13 protein-coding genes are annotated in these 18,548 nt (G+C 71.7%); 5 read left to right on the forward strand and 8 right to left on the reverse strand.

Annotated elements, in window-relative coordinates; all coding sequences use genetic code 11:
- Positions 1-5: 5 nt before the first annotated feature.
- Positions 6-1,187 (reverse strand): ROK family protein, encoded by a 1,182-nt coding sequence (locus tag ACFY9V_RS10225; protein ID WP_391160686.1) that lies wholly within the window; start codon positions 1,185-1,187, stop codon positions 6-8.
- A gap of 157 nt (positions 1,188-1,344) precedes the next feature.
- Here ACFY9V_RS10225 and ACFY9V_RS10230 point away from each other — a divergent pair, with 157 nt between their 5' ends.
- The 4 genes from ACFY9V_RS10230 (at position 1,345) to ACFY9V_RS10245 (ending at position 5,388) form a co-directional block, all read left to right on the forward strand.
- Positions 1,345-2,520: a Gfo/Idh/MocA family oxidoreductase gene (locus tag ACFY9V_RS10230; RefSeq protein WP_391160688.1), complete on the forward strand. Its 1,176-nt coding sequence runs from the start codon at positions 1,345-1,347 to the stop codon at positions 2,518-2,520.
- 1 nt (position 2,521) lies between these two features.
- Positions 2,522-3,442 (forward strand): sugar phosphate isomerase/epimerase, encoded by a 921-nt coding sequence (locus tag ACFY9V_RS10235; protein ID WP_355347775.1) that lies wholly within the window; start codon positions 2,522-2,524, stop codon positions 3,440-3,442.
- 102 nt (positions 3,443-3,544) lie between these two features.
- Positions 3,545-4,288: a sugar phosphate isomerase/epimerase gene (locus ACFY9V_RS10240; RefSeq protein WP_355347778.1), complete on the forward strand. Its 744-nt coding sequence runs from the start codon at positions 3,545-3,547 to the stop codon at positions 4,286-4,288.
- A complete protein-coding gene (locus tag ACFY9V_RS10245) occupies positions 4,285-5,388 on the forward strand; it encodes a Gfo/Idh/MocA family oxidoreductase (RefSeq protein WP_391160690.1) in 1,104 nt (367 codons plus the stop codon). Before ACFY9V_RS10240 ends, ACFY9V_RS10245 begins: the two co-directional genes overlap by 4 nt.
- Before the next feature lie 144 nt (positions 5,389-5,532).
- Here ACFY9V_RS10245 and ACFY9V_RS10250 read toward each other — a convergent pair whose 3' ends face one another.
- The 7 genes from ACFY9V_RS10250 to ACFY9V_RS10280 all read right to left on the reverse strand — a co-directional run bounded on the left by ACFY9V_RS10250 (position 5,533) and on the right by ACFY9V_RS10280 (position 17,752).
- Positions 5,533-7,071 (reverse strand): aldehyde dehydrogenase family protein, encoded by a 1,539-nt coding sequence (locus tag ACFY9V_RS10250; RefSeq protein WP_391160691.1) that lies wholly within the window; start codon positions 7,069-7,071, stop codon positions 5,533-5,535.
- A gap of 258 nt (positions 7,072-7,329) precedes the next feature.
- A complete protein-coding gene (locus ACFY9V_RS10255; RefSeq protein WP_391160693.1) occupies positions 7,330-9,579 on the reverse strand; it encodes an RICIN domain-containing protein in 2,250 nt (749 codons plus the stop codon).
- Between the two features lie 162 nt (positions 9,580-9,741).
- Positions 9,742-10,578, reverse strand: coding sequence for an undecaprenyl-diphosphate phosphatase (locus ACFY9V_RS10260; RefSeq protein ID WP_355347787.1), 837 nt, complete (start codon positions 10,576-10,578; stop codon positions 9,742-9,744).
- A gap of 133 nt (positions 10,579-10,711) precedes the next feature.
- Positions 10,712-12,265, reverse strand: coding sequence for a chitinase (locus ACFY9V_RS10265; RefSeq protein WP_355347790.1), 1,554 nt, complete (start codon positions 12,263-12,265; stop codon positions 10,712-10,714).
- Between the two features lie 230 nt (positions 12,266-12,495).
- Entirely contained in the window at positions 12,496-13,878 is a 1,383-nt protein-coding gene (locus ACFY9V_RS10270; protein ID WP_391160695.1) for a S8 family serine peptidase, read from the reverse strand.
- Between the two features lie 242 nt (positions 13,879-14,120).
- Positions 14,121-15,005, reverse strand: coding sequence for an ABC transporter permease (locus ACFY9V_RS10275; RefSeq protein ID WP_188282197.1), 885 nt, complete (start codon positions 15,003-15,005; stop codon positions 14,121-14,123).
- Positions 15,006-15,019: 14 nt separating this feature from the next.
- Entirely contained in the window at positions 15,020-17,752 is a 2,733-nt protein-coding gene (locus ACFY9V_RS10280) for an alpha/beta fold hydrolase (protein WP_391160697.1), read from the reverse strand.
- A gap of 160 nt (positions 17,753-17,912) precedes the next feature.
- Between ACFY9V_RS10280 and ACFY9V_RS10285 the strand changes: the two genes are divergently transcribed.
- Complete coding sequence (locus ACFY9V_RS10285; RefSeq protein WP_355347799.1) at positions 17,913-18,362, forward strand: nuclear transport factor 2 family protein; 450 nt, start codon at positions 17,913-17,915, stop codon at positions 18,360-18,362.
- Positions 18,363-18,548 lie beyond the last annotated feature (186 nt).

Below are 18,548 nucleotides of genomic sequence, written 5' to 3' on the forward strand. Positions count from 1 at the left end.
GTGGTTCAGACCGCGGGCTCCGCGAGCACGTGCCCGATGCCCTCGGGCGAGAGCAGATGCTGCACCGCCAGCCGCCGCGCGCCCTCGATGCCCGCCCTGCGGCCGAGCATCGTGGTCTCGATGGCGACGGTTCTGGTGGCCAGCGGGAGGGCCCTGCGGTAGACGGCGCCGCGGATGTCGGCGAGCAGGTCGTCGTGGAGGCTGGCGATGCTGCCGCCGAGCACGATGGTGTCGGGGTTGTAGAAGCTGACCAGCGAGGCCAGGACGTCGCCGAGCCGTTGGGCGGCCAGCCGTACCTGGCGGCGGGCCACCGGGTCGCCCGCGGCCACGAGGCGGACCACGTCGGCGGCGTGCTCGGCGGGCAACCCTGCCTCCCGCAGCTTCGCCGCGATGGCCGCTCCCGAGGCGACGGCCTCGACGCAGCCGGTGTTGCCGCAGTGGCACAGCACGTCGTCGTGGCCCGGCACGCGGATGTGGCCGATGTCGCCCGCGGCGCCGCTGGCCCCGCGGTGCACGACGCCGCCGGAGACGATGCCGCAGCCGATGCCCGTACCGACCTTGACGTACAGCAGATGGGCGGTGGCCGGACGGTGGCCGTACTCGCCCAGGGCCATCATGTTGACGTCGTTGTCGACGAGGACGGGCGCGTGGTAGCGCCCGGCGAAGAAGCCGGGGACCCGGTAGCCGTCCCAGCCGCGCATGATCGGCGGCCGGATCACCGTACCGGTGCGGGCCTCGACCGGGCCCGGCACGCCGATGCTGATCGCGCGTACGTGGTCGGCTGGGTGTCCCGCGTCGGCCAGCAGGCGGCCGATCTGCACGTGCACCCCGGTCAGTACGGCCTCGGGTCCCGCGTTGATGTCGAGGGCTTCGGTTGCTTCGGCGAGGACCCGGCCCCCGAGTTCGGCGACGGCGACCGTGCGGTGGGTGGCGCCGAGGTCGACGGCGCAGACCACCGCGTTCCGCGAGGCGAGTTGGAGGGTGAGCGGCGGGCGCCCGCGCTCGGTGGCCATGGTGCCGGTCTCGACCAGCAGTCCCTTGGCGATCAGCAGGTCCACCCGCTGGGCGACCGCGGCCCTGGACAGCCCGGTGGCGGTGGCGAGTTGGCTGCGCCGGGTGGCGCCGCCCGCCACCAGTCCCGCCAGTTCGCTGAGCGCGGTCAACTGCCGGTCGCTTGCGGCTGTCACCGGTTCCTGCCCTCCCCTGTGCCGTACGTCCGTCGTCCCGGTCCGCGTCCTGTGCGGCCCGGCCCCCGATTTATGACAGAAGATAGCGGAAATATTGCCATTGTCAACCGAAACAGCGATGGCTAGCGTTTCAAGCAAGCGGAAAGGGAGGGCACTTGTGGGCGGGACTAGCTCGGTTACAGCGGGTTCTTCGCTGCGCACGTCATCGCGTCCGGCACTGCGTACGGCCATCGCCGGTGTGGGGATGATCGGCCAGGTGCACCTGGACGCGGTGCGCAGGAGCGGTGCCCCGGTGGTCGGGGTCAGCGCGTCGACGCCCGCGCGGGCCAAGGAGGCCGCGGCGGCGCTCGGGGTCGAGCGGGCCTTCGACTCCTCGGAGGCGCTGGTCACCAGTGACGACGTCGACGTGGTGCACATCTGTACACCCAACGACGCGCACGCCGGGCTCGCCGAACTGGCGCTGCGGGCGGGCAAGCACGTGGTGTGCGAGAAGCCGCTGACCACGTCGTCGGCCACCGCGGACGCGCTCGCGGCGCTCGCCGCGGACAGCGGTCTGGTGGCGGCGGTGCCGTTCGTCTACCGCTACCACCCGATGGCGGCCGAGGCGCGGTCCCGCGTGCTGGACGGCCGGGCGGGCGAGGTCCGGCTGGTGCACGGCCACTACCTCCAGGACTGGCTCTCGGAGCCGGGCGACACCAACTGGCGGGTCGACGCGGCGGCGGGCGGGCCCTCCCGCGCCTTCGCCGACATCGGCTCGCACTGGTGCGACCTGGTGGAGTGGGTGACCGGGCACCGGATCGCGGAGCTGACCGCGGTCAGCCAGACCGTGGACCGTACGGGTCCCGCCGGCGACGGCGGCGCGCGGGTCAGGCCGGACACCGAGGACGTGGTGCAGCTCCTGTTCCGCACCGACCGCGGCGCCACCGGTTCCGTGACCGTCTCGCAGATCTCGCCCGGCCGGAAGAACCGGCTGTGGTTCGAGGTGGACGGCACGCGGACCTCGCTCGCCTTCGACCAGGAGAACCCCGAGTCGCTGTTCGTCGGCAGCCGCGGTGAAAACGCTGCGGTGCTGCGCGACCCGGCCACGCTCTCGCCCGCCGCGGCCCGGCTCTCGGTGGTCCCCGGCGGCCACCCGATGGGATATCTCGACTGTTTCGCCGCCTTCGTCCGCGATGTGCACGCAGCGATCCGCGCCCCGGGCGCGGCGGGCGGGTCCTCGGCCGACGGCACCGGGGGCACGTTCCCCACCTTCGACGACGCCGCCCGCATGGTGCGCCTGACCGAGGCCGTACTGAAATCGGCGGCGGACCGGACCTGGAAAGAGGTCTCCTGAGATGAAGCTGGGCTTCCTGACCGCCTGCCTTCCGCAGCTCCCGCTGGACGAGATCGCCGCGTGGGCGGCCTCGCACGACTACCAGTCGCTGGAGGTGGCCACCTGGCCGTCCACCGGCTCACGGGAGTTCGAGGCCAGCCACATCGACGTGACCGGCTTCGGCAAGCAGCGGGCCGACGAGGTGCGCGGCCTGTTCGACCGGCACGGCCTGACGCTGTCCGCGCTGGCGTACTACGAGAACAACCTGCACCCGGACGAGACCCGCAGGGCGGAGATCGCCGCCCACGTACGCGCCAATGTGGACGCCGCCCAACTGCTGGGCGTGGACTACGTCGGCACGTTCGTCGGCCGCCACCCCGGTCTGACGGTGAAGGAGAACATCGCGCTGGCCGAGCGGGAGCTGCCGCCGCTGGTGGAGTACGCGGGCGAGCGCGGTGTGAAGATCATCATCGAGAACTGTGTGATGGAGGGCTGGCACCCGGACGGCTATCCGGGCAACCTCGCCTACTCCCCCGAGCTGTGGGAGTGGATGTTCGGTCTCGGCCTCTATCTCAACTACGACCCCTCGCACCTGCTGTGGCTGGGCATCGACCCGGTCGAGGCGCTGAAGCCGTACATCGACCGCATTCCGCACGCGCAGGCCAAGGACGCGCAGCTCGACCCGCGGGCCAGGGACCGTTACGGCTTCTTCGGCCGGTCGGTGGCGCGGACCGACGGCTGGGACAGCGGCTGGTGGCGCTACCGGGTGCCGGGGCTCGGCGACGTCGACTGGCGCCGGATCGTCGACACCCTTTACGAGGGCGGCTTCACGGGCACGCTCTCCGTCGAGCACGAGGACCCCGTCTGGAGCGGCGACGTCCAGCGGATCACCCAGGGTCTGGAGATCGCCCACCGCACGCTGCGGCCGTTGATCGTCGGCTGATCCGACCGCGCGTCACCGCCGGCCGCCGCTCCCCCGCACCACCCGCACGCGCAGTACCCCGCCGTACCCGCACCCGCCGTACTTCCAGGAGGCATCGTCACGATGGCCACGCCCTTGAGCATCCAGCTCTACACCCTCCGGGACCAGATCGCCGCCGACCGCGACGGCACGCTGTCCCGCCTCGCCGGGATCGGTTACACCGCCGTCGAGGCGTACGACCCCACGGCCGACCCGACCGGTTTCCGCAAGGTCGCCGACGACTTGGGGCTGAGCGTCAACAGCACGCACGCGTACGCCCTGTTCGACAAGGAGGCGTCGGAGGTCTTCGACGCGATCGCCACGGTCGGCACCGACCTGGTGATCATCCCCGGCGGGATCGCGCACGAGGAGTTCACCACCCCCGACGGTCTCTCGCGCACCGCGGACCTCCTCAACGGCTTCGCCGAGAAGGCCGCCGAGCGCGGTATGCGGATCGGCTACCACAACCATTGGTGGGAGATCGAGCCGCGCTTCGACGGCAGGACCGCGCTGGAGGAGCTGGCGGACCGGCTGGCCCCCGAGGTGTTCCTGGAGGTCGACACGTACTGGGCGGCGGTCGGCGGGGCCGATGTGCCGGCGCTGCTGCGCGCGCTGGGCGACCGGGTGCTGGCGCTGCACGTCAAGGACGGTCCCGGCGTGAAGGACGAGCCGCACACCGCGGTCGGCAAGGGCAGCATCGACGTCCCGTCGATCCTGGCCGCCGCGCCCGACGCGCAGCGGATCGTCGAACTCGACTCCTGCGCGGGCGACATCTTCGAGGCCGTCGCGGAAAGCCTCTCCTACCTCACCGCGCTGGAGCGTTCATGACCACAGGCCCGGTCGGCGTCGCCGTCGTCGGCGCCGGTGTCATCAGCGCGCAGTATCTGGACCATCTCACCGCCTTCCCCGACCTGCGGGTGCTCGCCGTCGCCGACATCGACGTCGAGCGGGCCCGTACGGCGGCCGGGACGTACGGGATTCCGGCCGCGGGCGACCTCGCGTCGGTGCTGGCGATCCCCGAGGTGGAGATCGTTGTCAACCTGACGATCCCGGCCGTGCACGCGGAGGTCGCCACGGCCGCCCTCCAGGCGGGCAAGCACGTCTACGGCGAGAAGCCGCTCGCGCTGGCGCCGGCCGACGGGGCGAAGATCCTGGCCGAGGCGCGGTCGCGCGGGCTGCGGGTCGGGAGCGCTCCCGACACCTTCCTCGGGGCCGGGCTCCAGTCCGCGCAGCGGGCGCTGGCCGCCGGGGTCATCGGCGAGCCGGTGAGCGCGACCGCCGTCACGCAGGGGCCCGGCCCCGAGTCGTGGCACCCGAACCCGGAGTTCCTCTTCCAGTACGGTGCCGGGCCGCTGTTCGACATCGGTCCGTACTATCTGACGGCGCTGGTCGCGCTGTTCGGGCCGGTGGCGCGGGTCTCGGCCTCGGCGCGGCAGGCGCGTGCCCAGCGGGTGATCGGTTCCGGGCCGAAGGAGGGCACGTCCTTCGCGGTGGAAGTGCCCACGCACGTGCACGCGTTGCTGGACTTCGCCGGTGGCCCCAGCGGCTCGGCGACCTTCAGCTTCGACTCCTCGGTGCCGCGCCGCCTCATCGAGGTCACCGGCACCGAGGGCACGCTGTCGCTGCCCGACCCGAACACCTTCGAAGGGCCTTTGCAGGTCCGGGCGTTCGGTGACGACGACTGGCGTGACCTGCCCGTCACCGGTACGGTCGCCGGTCGCGGCCTGGGCGTCCTGGACATGGCCCGCGCCATCCGGGGCGGCACCGAGCACCGCGCCTCCGGCGAACTCGCCCAGCACGTACTCGACTTGATGGCCACGGTGACGGACGCCGCGCAAGAGCACGCCGTCCGCACCCTCGAAACCAGCGCCCCGGCCGTGTCACCGCTGCCGGACGCGTGGGACCCGGCGGCCTCGACGCTGTCCTGACGCAGCGGTCGAACCCCGTCGGCCCCGGTCGGCCCACCCGTGGGGGGATGGGTCGACCGGGGTTTTTCTGAGCACCGTTCACCGCCGCTTCACCGCTCCGCAGGTGGGTTCGCCGGTAGCCAGCGAGCCGAAGGCGGCTTCCCCCTAGGCCGCGGGCAATTGGTAGTCGGGGAAGTTGCCCGGGAGGCGGTCGAGGGTGGGGCCCTCGGTGACGGCGTGGACGAGGAGTTCGCCGCCGACGAAGGCGCCGCGCCAGGAGGCGCCGAGGCCGCCGAAGAGTTCGTCGCGGTCACCGCGGGAGCGGGGCGCGCCGCGGCCGACCTTGAAGGCGCGGACCTGGGAGGCGAGACGTTCGGTGGTGCGCGGGTCGTCGCAGGACAAGGCGGCCACCAGGGCGCCGTTGCTGGCGTTCATGGCGGAGAGCAGCTCGGCCTCGGTGTCGACCAGGACGATCGTGTCGACGGGTCCGAAGGGCTCGGTGTGGTGGAGCGGCGAGGACGGCGGAGGGCCCAGCAGCGTGACCGGGGCGAGGTAGGCGGAGGTGTCCTGGCCGGGGAGGAAGAGGCCGGGGTCGAGGGCGCCGTGGTGCAGCGGCACCGCGCCGCGGTCGACGGCCTCGGCGACCAGATCGGCCAGCTCCTTCGCCTTGGCCGCGTTGATCAGCGGCCCGAAGTCGAGCGCGGGCAGCGGGTCGTCGGGCCCGGCGACGGCCAACGGGTGGCCGGTCCTGACCGACTTGACCGCCGGGAGGTAAGCGGCGAGGAAGTCCGCGAAGCGGGAGCGCTGGACGACGAACCGCGGGTAGGCGGTGCAGCGCTGCTTGGCGTAGTCGAAGAGCTTGGGGATCTGCGCGCCGAAGGCGTCCCAGTCGCTGTACTCCCACAGGCCCCAGCAGTTGAGCCCTTCCTGTTCGAGGATGTGCCGCTTGCCGACGTCGGCTACGGCCGTCGCGATCCGGGCGCCGGTGTCCCGGCCGCCGACGAAGGAGACGCAGCCGATCTCCGAGGACTGCACCAGGGCCTCGGAGAGTTCGCCGCCGCTGCCGCTGACCAGCGTGACGGGAATGCCCTCGCGCCTGGCGAGCGCGGCGGCGAGGGTGAGGCAGGCCAGGCCGCCGTCGGTGGGCGTCTTGGCGATGACCGCGTTGCCCGCGAGCGCCTGGACGAGCATGGCGTGCACCAGCACGCTCATCGGGTAGTTCCAGCTCGCGATGTTGGAGACGGGACCGGCAAGTGCGGTGCGGCCCGCCACCATCGGCTCGATGCCGTCCACGTACCAGCGGACGCCGTCGATGGCCCGGTCCACGTCGGCGCGGGCCAGCCGCCAGGGCTTGCCGATCTCCCAGACCAGCAACAGGGCCAGCAGGTCGCGGTGTTCGGTGAGGGCGTCCAGAGTCGCCGAGACGCGCGCCTTGCGGTCGGGCAGCGGTACGTGCCGCCAGCTCCGGTGTTCGTCGAGCGCGGCGCGTACCGCCTGTCGCGCGGTGGCCGCGTCGAGCCGGGGCGGCCCGGCTATCGGGCTGCCGTCGACCGGTGAAGTGGCGGGCAGCGGGCGGCCGTCGGCCTGCCAGCGGCCGTCCCACAGATTCAGCACACGGTCGTCGCGGAATGCCTCGGGCGCGGTCCGCAGGGCGCGCCGCCACGCGTCGCTCCAGGCCGTTCCGGGCTTGAGGATGAGGGTCATTCGGAACTCCGCTCTCGTCGGGGGGCGGAACTCGCGCGGCGCACCACCGCGCGTCTGCCGACGATAGCGACTGGACTCCCGGGGGTTCCGGTGTTCGACCACGGGTGTGTCGGTCGTCACCGTGCCCGGCCACGGCACGGGAGGAGGCGGGTTACGGCGCGGGTGAGCGGGGGTCACCGCACGGGAGAGGGGCCGGCCGACGGGATGCGCCCCCTGTGCCGGCCGGCCCCACTGTGTCCCCCGTGTACCCCTGTGTGACTAGGGGTAGCTGGTCAGGTACGTGACCTGATGGCCGCTGTTCACGGCCGCTCCCGTGGTGTTGATGACATGGCTGATGGTGCCGACACCGCCGAGCGAGACGGTCACCATGTCGTGGAACTTCACCCCGGAGGTGTTGGGCACCTGGAAGGAGTTGGCCGACACCACCGAGGAGTTGGCGGAGAAGTAGCAGTAGCTGCCGAGCCCCCACGCCTCATGGCTGGTGACCGAGTCGGCCACCTTGTAGGCGGGGTAGCCCTGCGAGGAACCGTTCATCCAGGAAGCCTGGTTGGGCGGGTCGTAGGGCATCTCGTTCTGGAAGAAGTACGTTCTGCCGCCGTTGCCGTTCCACTGCACCTGGGTCTGCTGGTAGTGCTCGACGAACAGGCCGTACATGGTGACGTTCTGGCCGTTGACGACGAGGCCCGTGGCGGCGGTGTTGGTGTTCCAGCCGACGGTGCCGCCGTTGCCGTGGTCGGCGCGCCACAGCCACATGTGGTCGCCGATGACGTTGTTGCTGTTGACCACCAGCGACTGGGTGGCCTTGCCGACGGCCGCGCCGCCGATCCGGAAGAAGACGTCGGACAGGCTGGTCGGGTCGGCCGCGTGGTTGGCGGACGAGCCGGCCTGGCCGATCTGCATCAGCGTCTGCGAGTTGGTGGTGCCCGCGTCGATGAGCAGCCCGGCCAGCTTCACACCGTCCACGTCGGCCGTGGTCAGCGCGGTGACGCCGCCGTCCGGGACGAGCGTGGCCAGACCGAGACCGAGGACGACGGTGTCGGGCCGGGTCACGTTGATCGTCTGGTTGAGGTGGTAGACACCCGGCGTGAACAGCAGGTTCTTGCCCGCCGCGAGCGCCGCGTTGATGTCCGAGGCGGTGTTGCCCGGCTTGACGATGAAGAACTGGTCGATCGGCAGCGACTGTCCCGCCGGCGTCTTCCCGCTCCAGGTGGTGCCGGACGCGTTGGACTGGAGGGCGGGCACGAAGACCTGGTACTTGCCCGCGCTGTCGATGTACAGGAAGGGCTTCTCGCGCACCACGGGCGCGCTGGCGACGGTGGTGTACGTCGGGAAGCTCTGCGCGGGCGCGCCCTTGTCGCCGACGAAGACCATGTTCCAGTTGGAGCCGCTCCAGGACCCCATCTCGGTGTCCTTGGTGAGGAACTGCTGCTGGGAGCCGGACTGGATCTGCCCGTCGATCTTGGAGTCGGAGATGAAGCCGCCGCTCGACCAGCCGCCGTCGTCCAGCGCGAGGTTGCCGCGGACGTGCATCCGCCGGTACGGGGCGGCCTGCGAGACGGCCCAACGGTCGCTGCCGCCGGTCGGGTTGACGGACATGTTCTCGGCGTCACGCCAGAAGTTCTGGGTGGCGTTGCCCTGGAACCAGTCGGCCTCGGCGTGCACCTTGCCGTTGATGGTGACCGAGTCGGGGCTCAGGCCGAGTCCTGCGACCTGGGTGTAGAAGCCGACGTTGACGTCCGCGCTGTAGGTGCCGGGCTTGAAGAGCACCGCGTAGCGCTGGCTGCCGAACTGGTTGGTCTCCTGCTGGCTGAAGATCGAGTTCAGCTTGGACTGGATGGTCGAGGCGGACATCGACGGGTCGAAGACGACCGTGTTCGGGCCGAGGTCGGGGTCGCCGCCGCTGGGCGGGGTGGTCGGCGGCGTGGTGCCGCCGCCGCTGCCGCTGACGTTGAACGACTGCGCGGTGGTGCCGTTGCACGTGTACTGCTGGAGCTGCACGCTGTCGGCGGTCGACGCGCCGGGCACGTCGAGGCACTTGCCGCTGTTGCGGTTGACGAAGTGAAAGGCACCGCTGCTCTCGGCGACGGGCTGCCACTGCTGGTTGCTGCCGCCGCCGTACAGCCAGAGCTGTGTGGTGGCGCTGTCGGCGGTGGAGACGCCGGTGACGTCCCACACCTGGGCGGGCGCGGTGGACACGCCGATCCGGTAGTAGCCGCTGTCGGTGGCGGTGAACTGCCACTGCTGGGCGGCGCTTCCGTTGCAGGCGTACTGCTGCACCGCTGTGCCGTTGGCGGTGGCCGCGGCGCGCGCGTCCACGCACTTGCCGCTGCTGACGCTGGTGACGCTGGCCGGGGCGGCCGGGATGGTGGCGGCGCCCGCGTCCCGTGCGGTGACCAGGGCGATACAGGCCGAGACCGGCAGGACGAGCGCCGCCGCTATGGCGGCTGTTCGTCTGCGGGTGCGGGATGTGCGGGTGGGCGTGCCGGGCACGGTGGGGACCTGAGTCACACGTGTCTCCTCGGTCGCGTTGTGGGGTCGCGATGCGGTGTGGACGCTAGGGGCCGCCCGTCGGCGAGTCAATACACATCAAAAAATAAGTCGTGAACTATCCGGCCGGAAAAGAGGGCCCGGCCGTCCCGGCCGGACCCTCGGAGTGCGTCTGACGGTGAGTCAGGAACTGATCGTGTCCGTCGTCAGCAGGCCGATCAGCAGGAAGCCGACCACGATCCGGTAGATCACGAAGGAGTTGAACGAGTGCTTGGCGACGAACTTCAGCAGCCAGGCGATGGAGACGTAGGCGATCACGAACGACACCACGGTGCCGACGGCGAGCGCGGGCACGCCGACGCCCCCGCTGGTGGCGTCCTTCAACTCGTACAGCCCCGCGCCGGTGAGGGCGGGCAGGCCGAGGAAGAACGACAGGCGGGTGGCGGCCACCCGGTCCAGGTCGCGGATGAGCGCGGTGGAGATGGTGGCGCCCGACCGGGAGAAGCCGGGGAAGAGCAGCGCGAGGATCTGCGAACAGCCGACGATCATCGCGTCCTTGAAGGTGACCTGGTCCTCGCCGCGCTTGAATCGCGCCATCTGCTCGGCGCACCACATGACGACGCTGCCGCCGATCAGCGAGAAGGCGACGACCCACAAGGACGCGAGGGCGCCGTCGATCAGCGGCTTGGCGGCCAGTCCGACGACGACGATCGGGATGGTCGCGTAGATCACCCACCAGGTGAACTTGTAGTCGTGGTTGTCGCGCTCCCTCTTGTTCGCGAGCCCCTTGAACCAGGCGCCGACGAACCGCTTGATGTCGGAGAAGAAGTAGACGAAGACGGCGGCGATGGCGCCGGTCTGGATCACCGCGGTGAAGCCGACGACAGCCTTGTCGTCCACCGGGATGTTCATCAGGCCCTCGGTCATTTTCAGGTGCCCGGTGGAGGAGACCGGAAGGAACTCGGTCACTCCTTCCACGACGCCGAGAATGACGGCTTGGCCGACGCCGATGACGCTCATTGGGTGGTCCCGCCCCTTGTCCGCCGGTGATCGCCCCGGCCCGTTACGACTACATGTTCGTAGACAACGGTCAGACTTTAGAGGATCGGCGGCCGGACCCCGAATCCGGGGCCCGGCCGCCGCGGGAGGCGGATCAGCAGGCGCCGAGGTCCTGCCAGACACCCCACTCACCGGTGGTGCCGGGCGTCTCGCCCGTCGTCCACCACTTGGCCTTCCAGGTGTGACCGGCGTACGAGACGGTGTTGCCGCCCACGTAGACCGCGCTGCTGTTCCACGCGGTGGCGGTGCAGCCGGTGGTGGTCCCGGTGACCGTGAGCGTGTACGCGGCGGTGTGGGTCGTGGTGCCCGCCTTGCCGGTGACGGTCAGGGTGTACGTGCCGGGGGCCGCCGAGGCCGTGGTGGCGACCGACAAGGTGGCGTTGCCGCCCGCGGTCACCGAGGTCGGGCTGAGCGTGGCGGTGACACCGGCCGGGGCGCCGGAGACCGTCAGCGCGACGGACTGCGCGGTGCCGGAGGCGACGGCGGTGTGCACGCTGGAGGTGGTGGAACCGCCCGGCGCGACGGAGCCGGAGGCCGGGGTCAGCGACACCGAGAAGTCGTTCGCCGGGGGCGGGGTGGTGGTGCCGCCGCCGGTGAAGGGCTGGAAGGTGTGGCTGAACTGCCAGGTGCTCTGTGCGACGCCGGAGCAGGTGTCGGAGCCGCCCTGGCCGGGGCAGCCGCCGTTGTCGCGCTGGAGCGCCCAGAAGGACAGCGTGTTGATGCCCTTGCTGACCGCCCAGTTGTAGACGGTGGTGGCGTTGGCGGTGGTGAAGGTCTCGGCCGCGCCGAAGTCGTCGATGCCGGGCATCTCCGTGACGCCGACCATGCCCCAGATCTGCGCGTCGGTCTTCGACGGGTAGAGCCCGGCGAGCTGGTCGTGCAGGCCGGTGGCGGCGGTCTGGGTGTCGGTCGCCATGTTGTGCGTGGCGTTGTCGTAGTAGTCGAACGTCATCAGGTTCACGACGTCGACCTTGACGCCGTTGGAGATGGCGTTCTGGATCACCGACAGGCCCGAGCCGTCACCTGCGGTGCCCGTGGTCAGCCCGTGGGTGGTGGTCGGCAGGGTGTAGGAGAACTGCACCGAGCGGCCGTTGCTCGCCGCCCAGTCCTGGACCATCTTCACGGCCTTGTTGCGGCGGTCGATGCCGCCGGCGTTGGTCAGCGAGTTGTCCTCGATGTCGAGGTCGATCCGGCTGATGTCGTAGGTCGTGATGACCTTCTCGTAGGCCGCGGCGATCGAGCTGACGTTGGTGCAACTGTCGGCGATCTCGGTGCCGCTGTTGTCGGCCGCGTAACCGCCGAAGGACGGGATGACGTCGCCGCCGCCCGCCTGGAGGGTGTCGATGTCGGCGCCGAAGTTCGCCTGGGCGATCGGCAGCGAGCTGTCGCCGTTCCAGTACGGGGTGCAGGAGCCGACGGACGGCGTCTGGATGAACGCCATGGTGAGGAATTTGTTGCCGGAGGCCGACGCCAGGCCGGAGAGGCTGTCGCCGTTGTACGCCTCGAAGTACGGGGCGAACACGTGGGCGGGCAGCGGGGTGGCGGCGTGGGCGGTGCCGCTGCCGGTCAGGGCGAGCCCGGCCGCCGCGGTGGCGGTGACGAGTCCGGTGAGCAACGCGCGGAGGGGTCTGCGAACGGGTCCGGTCATGGACCGCGCTCCCTTCGAGGGGGGATGTGTGGGGGCCGACAGCACAGGGGGCGCTGCTGGTCTGGACCAATACTGTTGGTCTGGACCACCCGACTGTCAAGAGTCCTAACAGATAACGGAGTTGGACCACTCACCCCGCGGGACCGGACATTTCCGGCGTCCGGACAGCACGTGCCACCGCCGCGCCCGCGCGGACGCGGCGGTGACCTGTCAGTACCCCGCTCGGACGGTCAGCGCCGCCAACTGGCGATCGCCAGCGCGGGAACGAACCGCGCGGCGTCCAGCGTGCCGACACCGGTCGCCATGTCGTACCCCTTCACCGCGGTGTAGCCGGTGACGCCGTCGTAGGAGTTGTTCGTCCCGTCCTTGACGTCCTCGATCCCGGTGAGCCTGCTGTCGCCCCGGTAGAGCGCGTACAGCGCCTGGTGGATGTCGCCCACCCGGTGCCCGGCGAGCTGGTCGGCCAGCGCGACGATGCCGGAGAACAGCGGGCTGGACTCGCTGGTGCCGCCGTACACGTCCCATCCGACGGCCGTCGGGTCGAAGGAGGAGTACACCCACGCGCCGCCGTCCACGGCCGCGGTCATCGAGATGTCCGGGGTGCCGCGCCGGGCGCCGACGACGTTCTTGACCACGTCCTGGTACGAGGGCCTGGTGAAGACGTGCGACTGGCCGCCGCCGCCCGCGCCGTAGTCGTTGTAGACGCTGTCGGGCGCGGTGCGGTCGCCCGCGTCGTCCAGGTGGAGCTGCGTGCCGCCGATCGAGGTGACCAGCGGGTCGGACGAGGGCCAGGAGTTCACCGGGTACGGGTAGTCGGTGGCGCCGTCCGCCATCGAGTCGGTGGCGCCGCCGTCGCCGGAGGACGACAGCACCGTCACGCCGTGCGCGGCGGCTGCCTTGAAGGCGTACCGCAGCTTCTGGATGCTGGAGAAGTCGCCCCGGTCGAAGCCGGGGAAGGTGTTCTCGGTGGCGCCGAAGCTCTGCGTGATCACGTCGCCGACGCCGTGCTCGATCATCGACTTCTCGGCGTCCATCATCTCGGGCAGCCCCTCGACGCCCTCGGTCTCCGCGACGCCGGTCTCCACCAGCACGATGTGCGCGTCGGGCGCGACGGCGTGCGCCATCTCCACGTCCAGCGTGCTCTCGCTCGCCCAGCCGGTGTGGTCCGGATTCGTCGGGTCGAACGGCGGCACGTCACCCCACTTGACGACCTGTACGTGCGAGCTGGCGATGCCGAACTGCCGGCTGTACACGTCGAGGTCGTGCTGGATCGTCGGCGACCCGAACGAGTCCACGATCACGATCGTCCGCCCCTTGCCGGTGATACCGGCGCGGTAGAGCGGCTTGAGGTCGTACGCCTGGCGGTACTGCTGCGGGGTGTAGCAGTTGATGCCCCACTTCGCCTGGCACTGCGCGCTGCTGAGCGGGCTGCTCACCCCGCTCACCAGCCGGTGTCCCGTGACCGCGGGCACGGCCTTCACCACCGGTGCGGTACGCGCCGGGGCGGCGGTGGCGGACCCGGCGACGGGAGCGGCTGTCAAAGCGGCGGCGGCGAGGGCGGTGACCCCTGCCGCCGCGACCGCGGCGCGGGGCCGCGGACGGAATCTGCGCATGGACTCTCCTTGTGTGGAGTGCGACCGCACGAGACGGATGCCGCGATCACACCCACAGATCATGCCCAGGACAAGAGACTTCGCCGTTTGCTGCCGACCGCTTTACTCCGGATGGCCGCCCCTTGGTCATTTCATGGGCATGCCATGACGAGGCGTCGTGGTGCGGCGGCGTCGCGGGGCCCGTCATGCGGCGTCACGGCACGGCACGGCATACGCCACGTCACGACACGGCCGACGGCGGGTCAGGACACGATGTCCTTGGTGCGGAAGCCGCGGAAGGCCAGCGCCGTCAGCACGATCGCGTACGAGACCGACACCGAGGTGCCCTGGAGCATGCCGGACCACTCCATCGTCGGCTGGAGCGCGTCCGCCCAGGAGAACTGCCAGTGCGCGGGCAGCACGTCACGCCACCGCCCCAGCGCGGTCACGGCGTCCAGCACATTGCCGACGATGGTGAGGCCGACCGCGCCGCCGACCGCGCCCAGCGGCGCGTCGGTGACCGTGGAGAGCCAGAAGGCGAGCGCGGCCGTGACGAGTTGGCTCACGAAGATGTAGATCACGGCGACCGCCAGCCGCGGCAGCGCCTCACCGGACGCCAGCGCCCCGCCGGTCGGCAGTTCCAGGTCCCCCCAGCCGTACGCGACGGTCCCCGCCACCAGCGCGACCGCGGGCAGCAGGACGAGCGCGACCGCGCTGAAGCCCAGCGCCACGGTGAGCTTCACGGCCAGCAGCCTGGTCCGCGGCACGGGCGCGGCCAGCAGATAGCGCAGCGAGGACCAGCCCGCCTCCGAGGCCACGGTGTCGCCGCAGAAGAGCGCGACCGGCACGACGAGGACGAAGCCCGCGGAGACGAACAGGCAGGTCGCGCAGAAGTTGGCGCCCGAGGCGGTGGCGGTGTCGATCAGCGTTGGGCCGTTCCTGCCCTCGCCGCTCGGGGTGCCACCGATCGCGAAGGCGGCGATCAGGATGAACGGCAGCGCGGCGAGCAGCGCGGCCACGATCATCGTGCGGCGCCTGCGCAACTGCCGCCTGGCCTCGACGCGCAGCCGCAGCGTACGGCCGGGGCGGTAGCCGGGCGCGGTGGCGCGGGCCGGTGACCCGTCCGGTGCGGGCGCGGGGGCGGGCAGGGCGGGTGCGGCGCTCACGAGGAGCCTCCGATCAGGGTCAGGAAGGCGTCCTCCAGGCGGCGGTGCGGCCCGACCTGGGCCACGGGCACGTCGAGACGGACGAGTTCGGCCACGAATTGCGCCGGGGTCAGGCCGTCGAGCACCGCGAGCAGACCGTCCTCCTCGCGGACCGCGGTGGCGACCCCGGGCAGTGCGGCGACCTTCTCGACCGCGCTCTGCGGCAGTTCGCCGTCGATCCCGACCAGTACGGTGTCCGCCGAGCCGATGATGTCGGCGACGGGACCGGCCGTGACCAGCCGCCCGCGGTCCATGACCACCAGATGCGTACAGGTCTGCTCGACCTCGGCCAGCAGGTGGCTGGAGACGATCACGGTCCGGCCCGCCTGCGCGTAGCGGATCAGCACCTCGCGCATCTCGCGGATCTGCGGCGGGTCGAGTCCGTTGGTCGGCTCGTCGAGGATCAGCAGGTCCGGCAGGCCGAGCATGGCCTGCGCGATGGCCAGTCGCTGCCGCATGCCCTGCGAGTAGGTGCGCACGGCCCGTTCCAGCGCGTCGCCGAGGCCCGCGATCTCCAGGGCCTCCGCCAGGTGGGCGTCCTGCGCCGGGCGGCCGGTGGCCTGCCAGTACAGGTCGAGGTTGGCGCGGCCGGACAGATGCGGCAGGAAGCCGGCGCCCTCCACGAAGGCGCCGAGCCGGGACAGCACGGGCGCGCCGGGCCGTACCGCCTCGCCGAACACCCGGATCTCGCCCTCGTCGGGACGGATCAGGCCCATCAGCATCCGCAAGGTGGTGGTCTTGCCCGCGCCGTTCGGCCCGAGCAGGCCGAGCACCTGGCCGGGTTCGACGCGGAAGGACAGGTCGCGTACGGCGTACTGGTCGACGGACTTCGCGTACCGCTTGCTGAGGCCGGTGATCTGCAACGGGACCGCGGCGAGCGCCGGGTCGGCCGGGCGCGGGCGGACCCGGCGGCGGCCGGTGAGCAGCAGGACGGCGGCCACGGCCAGCGCGATCAGCGGCAGCGCCCAGGCCCACCACGCGACCGAGGTGGCGTCGGCGCGGAGCCCGGTGTCGGTGGGCAGGGTGAGTGTCGGCGACGCGAGCGAGACGGTCAGTACCGCGGGCGCGGCCGGGGAGGCGTAGCCGAGGTCGGTGGTGGACAGCACCACGCGCAGTCGGTGCCCGGCCGCGAAGTCGTGGTCGACGGCGGGCAGTCGGACCGTGACGGTGGTGCCCTGCCCGGACCCGACGACGCGTACGGGGGCGGCGAGCGAGGCGGGCAGGGTCTCCTTGCCGCCGGGCGCGACGTCGTAGAGCTTCGCGAAGAGCACGGCGTCGGGCGCGTCGGTGGCGACCTTCACCCGCACCGACGGCGCTCCGGTGAGCTGGGCGCCGTCGCGCAGCGGCGCGGACTCGAACACCGCGATCTGGCCGGGGAAGTCCAGGGAGATGCCGGCGCCGACCGAGGAGAGCTGGGTGAGCGCGCCGAGGCCGGGGACGGCGGAGATCGCGGGCGGGGCGCCGCCCGCCGGGTTGGTGATCCGCTGGGCGGAGCCGGCGAGCGCGATCTTCCGGCTGCCCGATCCGTCGAGGCCGGGGTAGCTGTCGCCGCTCGCGCCGCGCAGGGTGACGCTGCCGTCGGTGGAGTTGAGGCCGCCGGTGCGGGTGACCCGGAAGGCGGGTCCCGTGCTCGTGGACGTCTCGCCCTTGAGGTAGTGGTCGAACCAGGCGGTGACCCGCTGGTCGATCCTGCCGTTCTCGGTGTTGCCGCCGTCGTGTCCGCCCGCGATCCAGTCGACGGTCACGGGTGCGCCGTTGGCCTTGATCGCCTTGGCCATCGCGTCGGACTGGGCGAGCGTGAACAGCGAGTCGGTCTGGCCCTGCACGATCAGCGCGGGGACCTTGATACGGGAGCCGACCGCGGACGGGCTGAGCGCGTCGAGTCGCGCGCGGGCGGCGGCGTCGGGCTTTCCCGCCTGGGCCACGCGTTGGTAGAGCGCGCAGACGGACGGTTCGAACCGGCCGCAGAGGGGGTCGGCGGTCGTCGGCGCTCCGGCGGGCGTGGGCGTGCCCGTGCCTGTGCCCCTGCCCGTGTCCGGGGTCCGGTCGCCGCCCGTTGCCGCGTCCAGCGGGGTGGAGCCGCTGGAGAAGAAGATGCCGGCCCACAGCTTCTTGTAGACGTCGTTCGGGAAGAGCGCGTCGCTCAGATTCCAGTACGTCATGCGCGGCGCGATGGCGTCGATGCGCTGGTCGTAACCGGCGGCGAGCAGGGAGATCGCGCCGCCGTACGAGACGCCGGAGATGCCGACCCGCGGGTCGCCCGGCGCGTCGAGCCGCACCTCGGGGCGGTCCGCGAGCCAGTCGACGAGCTTGCCGACGTCGGCGACCTCGCCGTCCGGCGCGTTGAGCCCGATGCGTCCGGTGGAGTGCCCGAAGCCGCGCGCGGACCAGGTCAGTACGGCGTAGCCGTGCCGGGCGAGCGCTTCCGCCTGGCCGCGCACGTCGTCCTTGCTGCCGCCGAAGCCGTGCCCGAGCAGTACGGCGGGCCGCCTGCCGGGACCGCCCGAGGTGAAGTACGAGGTGTCCAGGCGTACGCCCCCGGCCCCGTCGAGCATCGCGTCGCTGCGGTGCACCGAGCCCCCGTCACCGGACGCGGTCGCCGTACCGACCGCGACGCCGCCCGCCACCAGCACCACGAGCGCCCCCGCGGCGGCGAACCACCTCTTGCGTCGCGGCCATCGAAGATCCATCCCTCGATCCTAGGCGGCTCGGGCCGCGGACCGGGCGTGGGCGGAGGGTTCTCCGGGTATTCCCATACTCCGCGCCTGTCAGGTGTCTTGACTTCTCCGGTGGCGCGTGCCATCCATGCGGTGCCCACGCGTCCATCCGGGCGCGGGCAGGAGGGGCCGCATGCTCTCGCTCGGCGATATCTCCGACCGGCTGGAAATCCAGGATCTGTTGATCGAATACAGCCACGCGGTGGACACCGGCCAATGGCCGCTGCTGGACGCGGTCTTCACCAAGGACGCGGTCCTCGACTACACGGCGACCGGCGGTCCGCGCGGAACTCTGCCGGAGATCAAGGAATTTCTCGCGGCCGTCATGCCGCGTTTTCCCGGATATCAGCATTTGCTCGGGAATTGCGCGATCCGGCTCGACGGGGACCGCGCGACGGGCCGCACCATGTGCCTCAACCCGCTCGTCCTGCCCGAGGGCGGCAAGGCCGCGGAGCGCGGTGTGCTGCTGTGCGGCTTCTGGTACGTGGACGGTTTCGCGCGGGACGGCGGCGGTTGGCGGATCGCCTCGCGGCGGCAGGAGACGTCGTACATGTACCGGGCGCCGGGCTCCGCGCAGGCGTGAGCGACCGGCCGCCTTCGGCACGTACCCGGCTCGCGCGGTGTCCGTGAACCGCCGCGGCGGGGGGGGGGGGGGGGGGGGGGGGGGGCCCCCCCCCCCGGGGCCCCCCCGGGGGGCGGGGGGGGGGGGGGGGGGGGGGCGGGCGGGGGGGGGGCGCCCCCCCGGGGGGGGGGGGCCCCGGCCCCCCCC

This window comes from Streptomyces sp. NPDC008317 (assembly GCF_042955955.1).
GTDB lineage: Bacteria > Actinomycetota > Actinomycetes > Streptomycetales > Streptomycetaceae > Actinacidiphila.

Coding starts and splice junctions, on each gene's coding strand:
- ACFY9V_RS10260 (WP_355347787.1), bottom strand. CDS start 10,578: ATGAGCGTCATCGGCGTCGGCCAAGCCGTCATTCTCGGCGTCGTGGAA.
- ACFY9V_RS10265 (WP_355347790.1), bottom strand. CDS start 12,265: ATGACCGGACCCGTTCGCAGACCCCTCCGCGCGTTGCTCACCGGACTC.
- ACFY9V_RS10245 (WP_391160690.1), top strand. CDS start 4,285: ATGACCACAGGCCCGGTCGGCGTCGCCGTCGTCGGCGCCGGTGTCATC.
- ACFY9V_RS10250 (WP_391160691.1), bottom strand. CDS start 7,071: ATGACCCTCATCCTCAAGCCCGGAACGGCCTGGAGCGACGCGTGGCGG.
- ACFY9V_RS10280 (WP_391160697.1), bottom strand. CDS start 17,752: ATGGATCTTCGATGGCCGCGACGCAAGAGGTGGTTCGCCGCCGCGGGG.
- ACFY9V_RS10235 (WP_355347775.1), top strand. CDS start 2,522: ATGAAGCTGGGCTTCCTGACCGCCTGCCTTCCGCAGCTCCCGCTGGAC.
- ACFY9V_RS10240 (WP_355347778.1), top strand. CDS start 3,545: ATGGCCACGCCCTTGAGCATCCAGCTCTACACCCTCCGGGACCAGATC.
- ACFY9V_RS10270 (WP_391160695.1), bottom strand. CDS start 13,878: ATGCGCAGATTCCGTCCGCGGCCCCGCGCCGCGGTCGCGGCGGCAGGG.
- ACFY9V_RS10285 (WP_355347799.1), top strand. CDS start 17,913: ATGCTCTCGCTCGGCGATATCTCCGACCGGCTGGAAATCCAGGATCTG.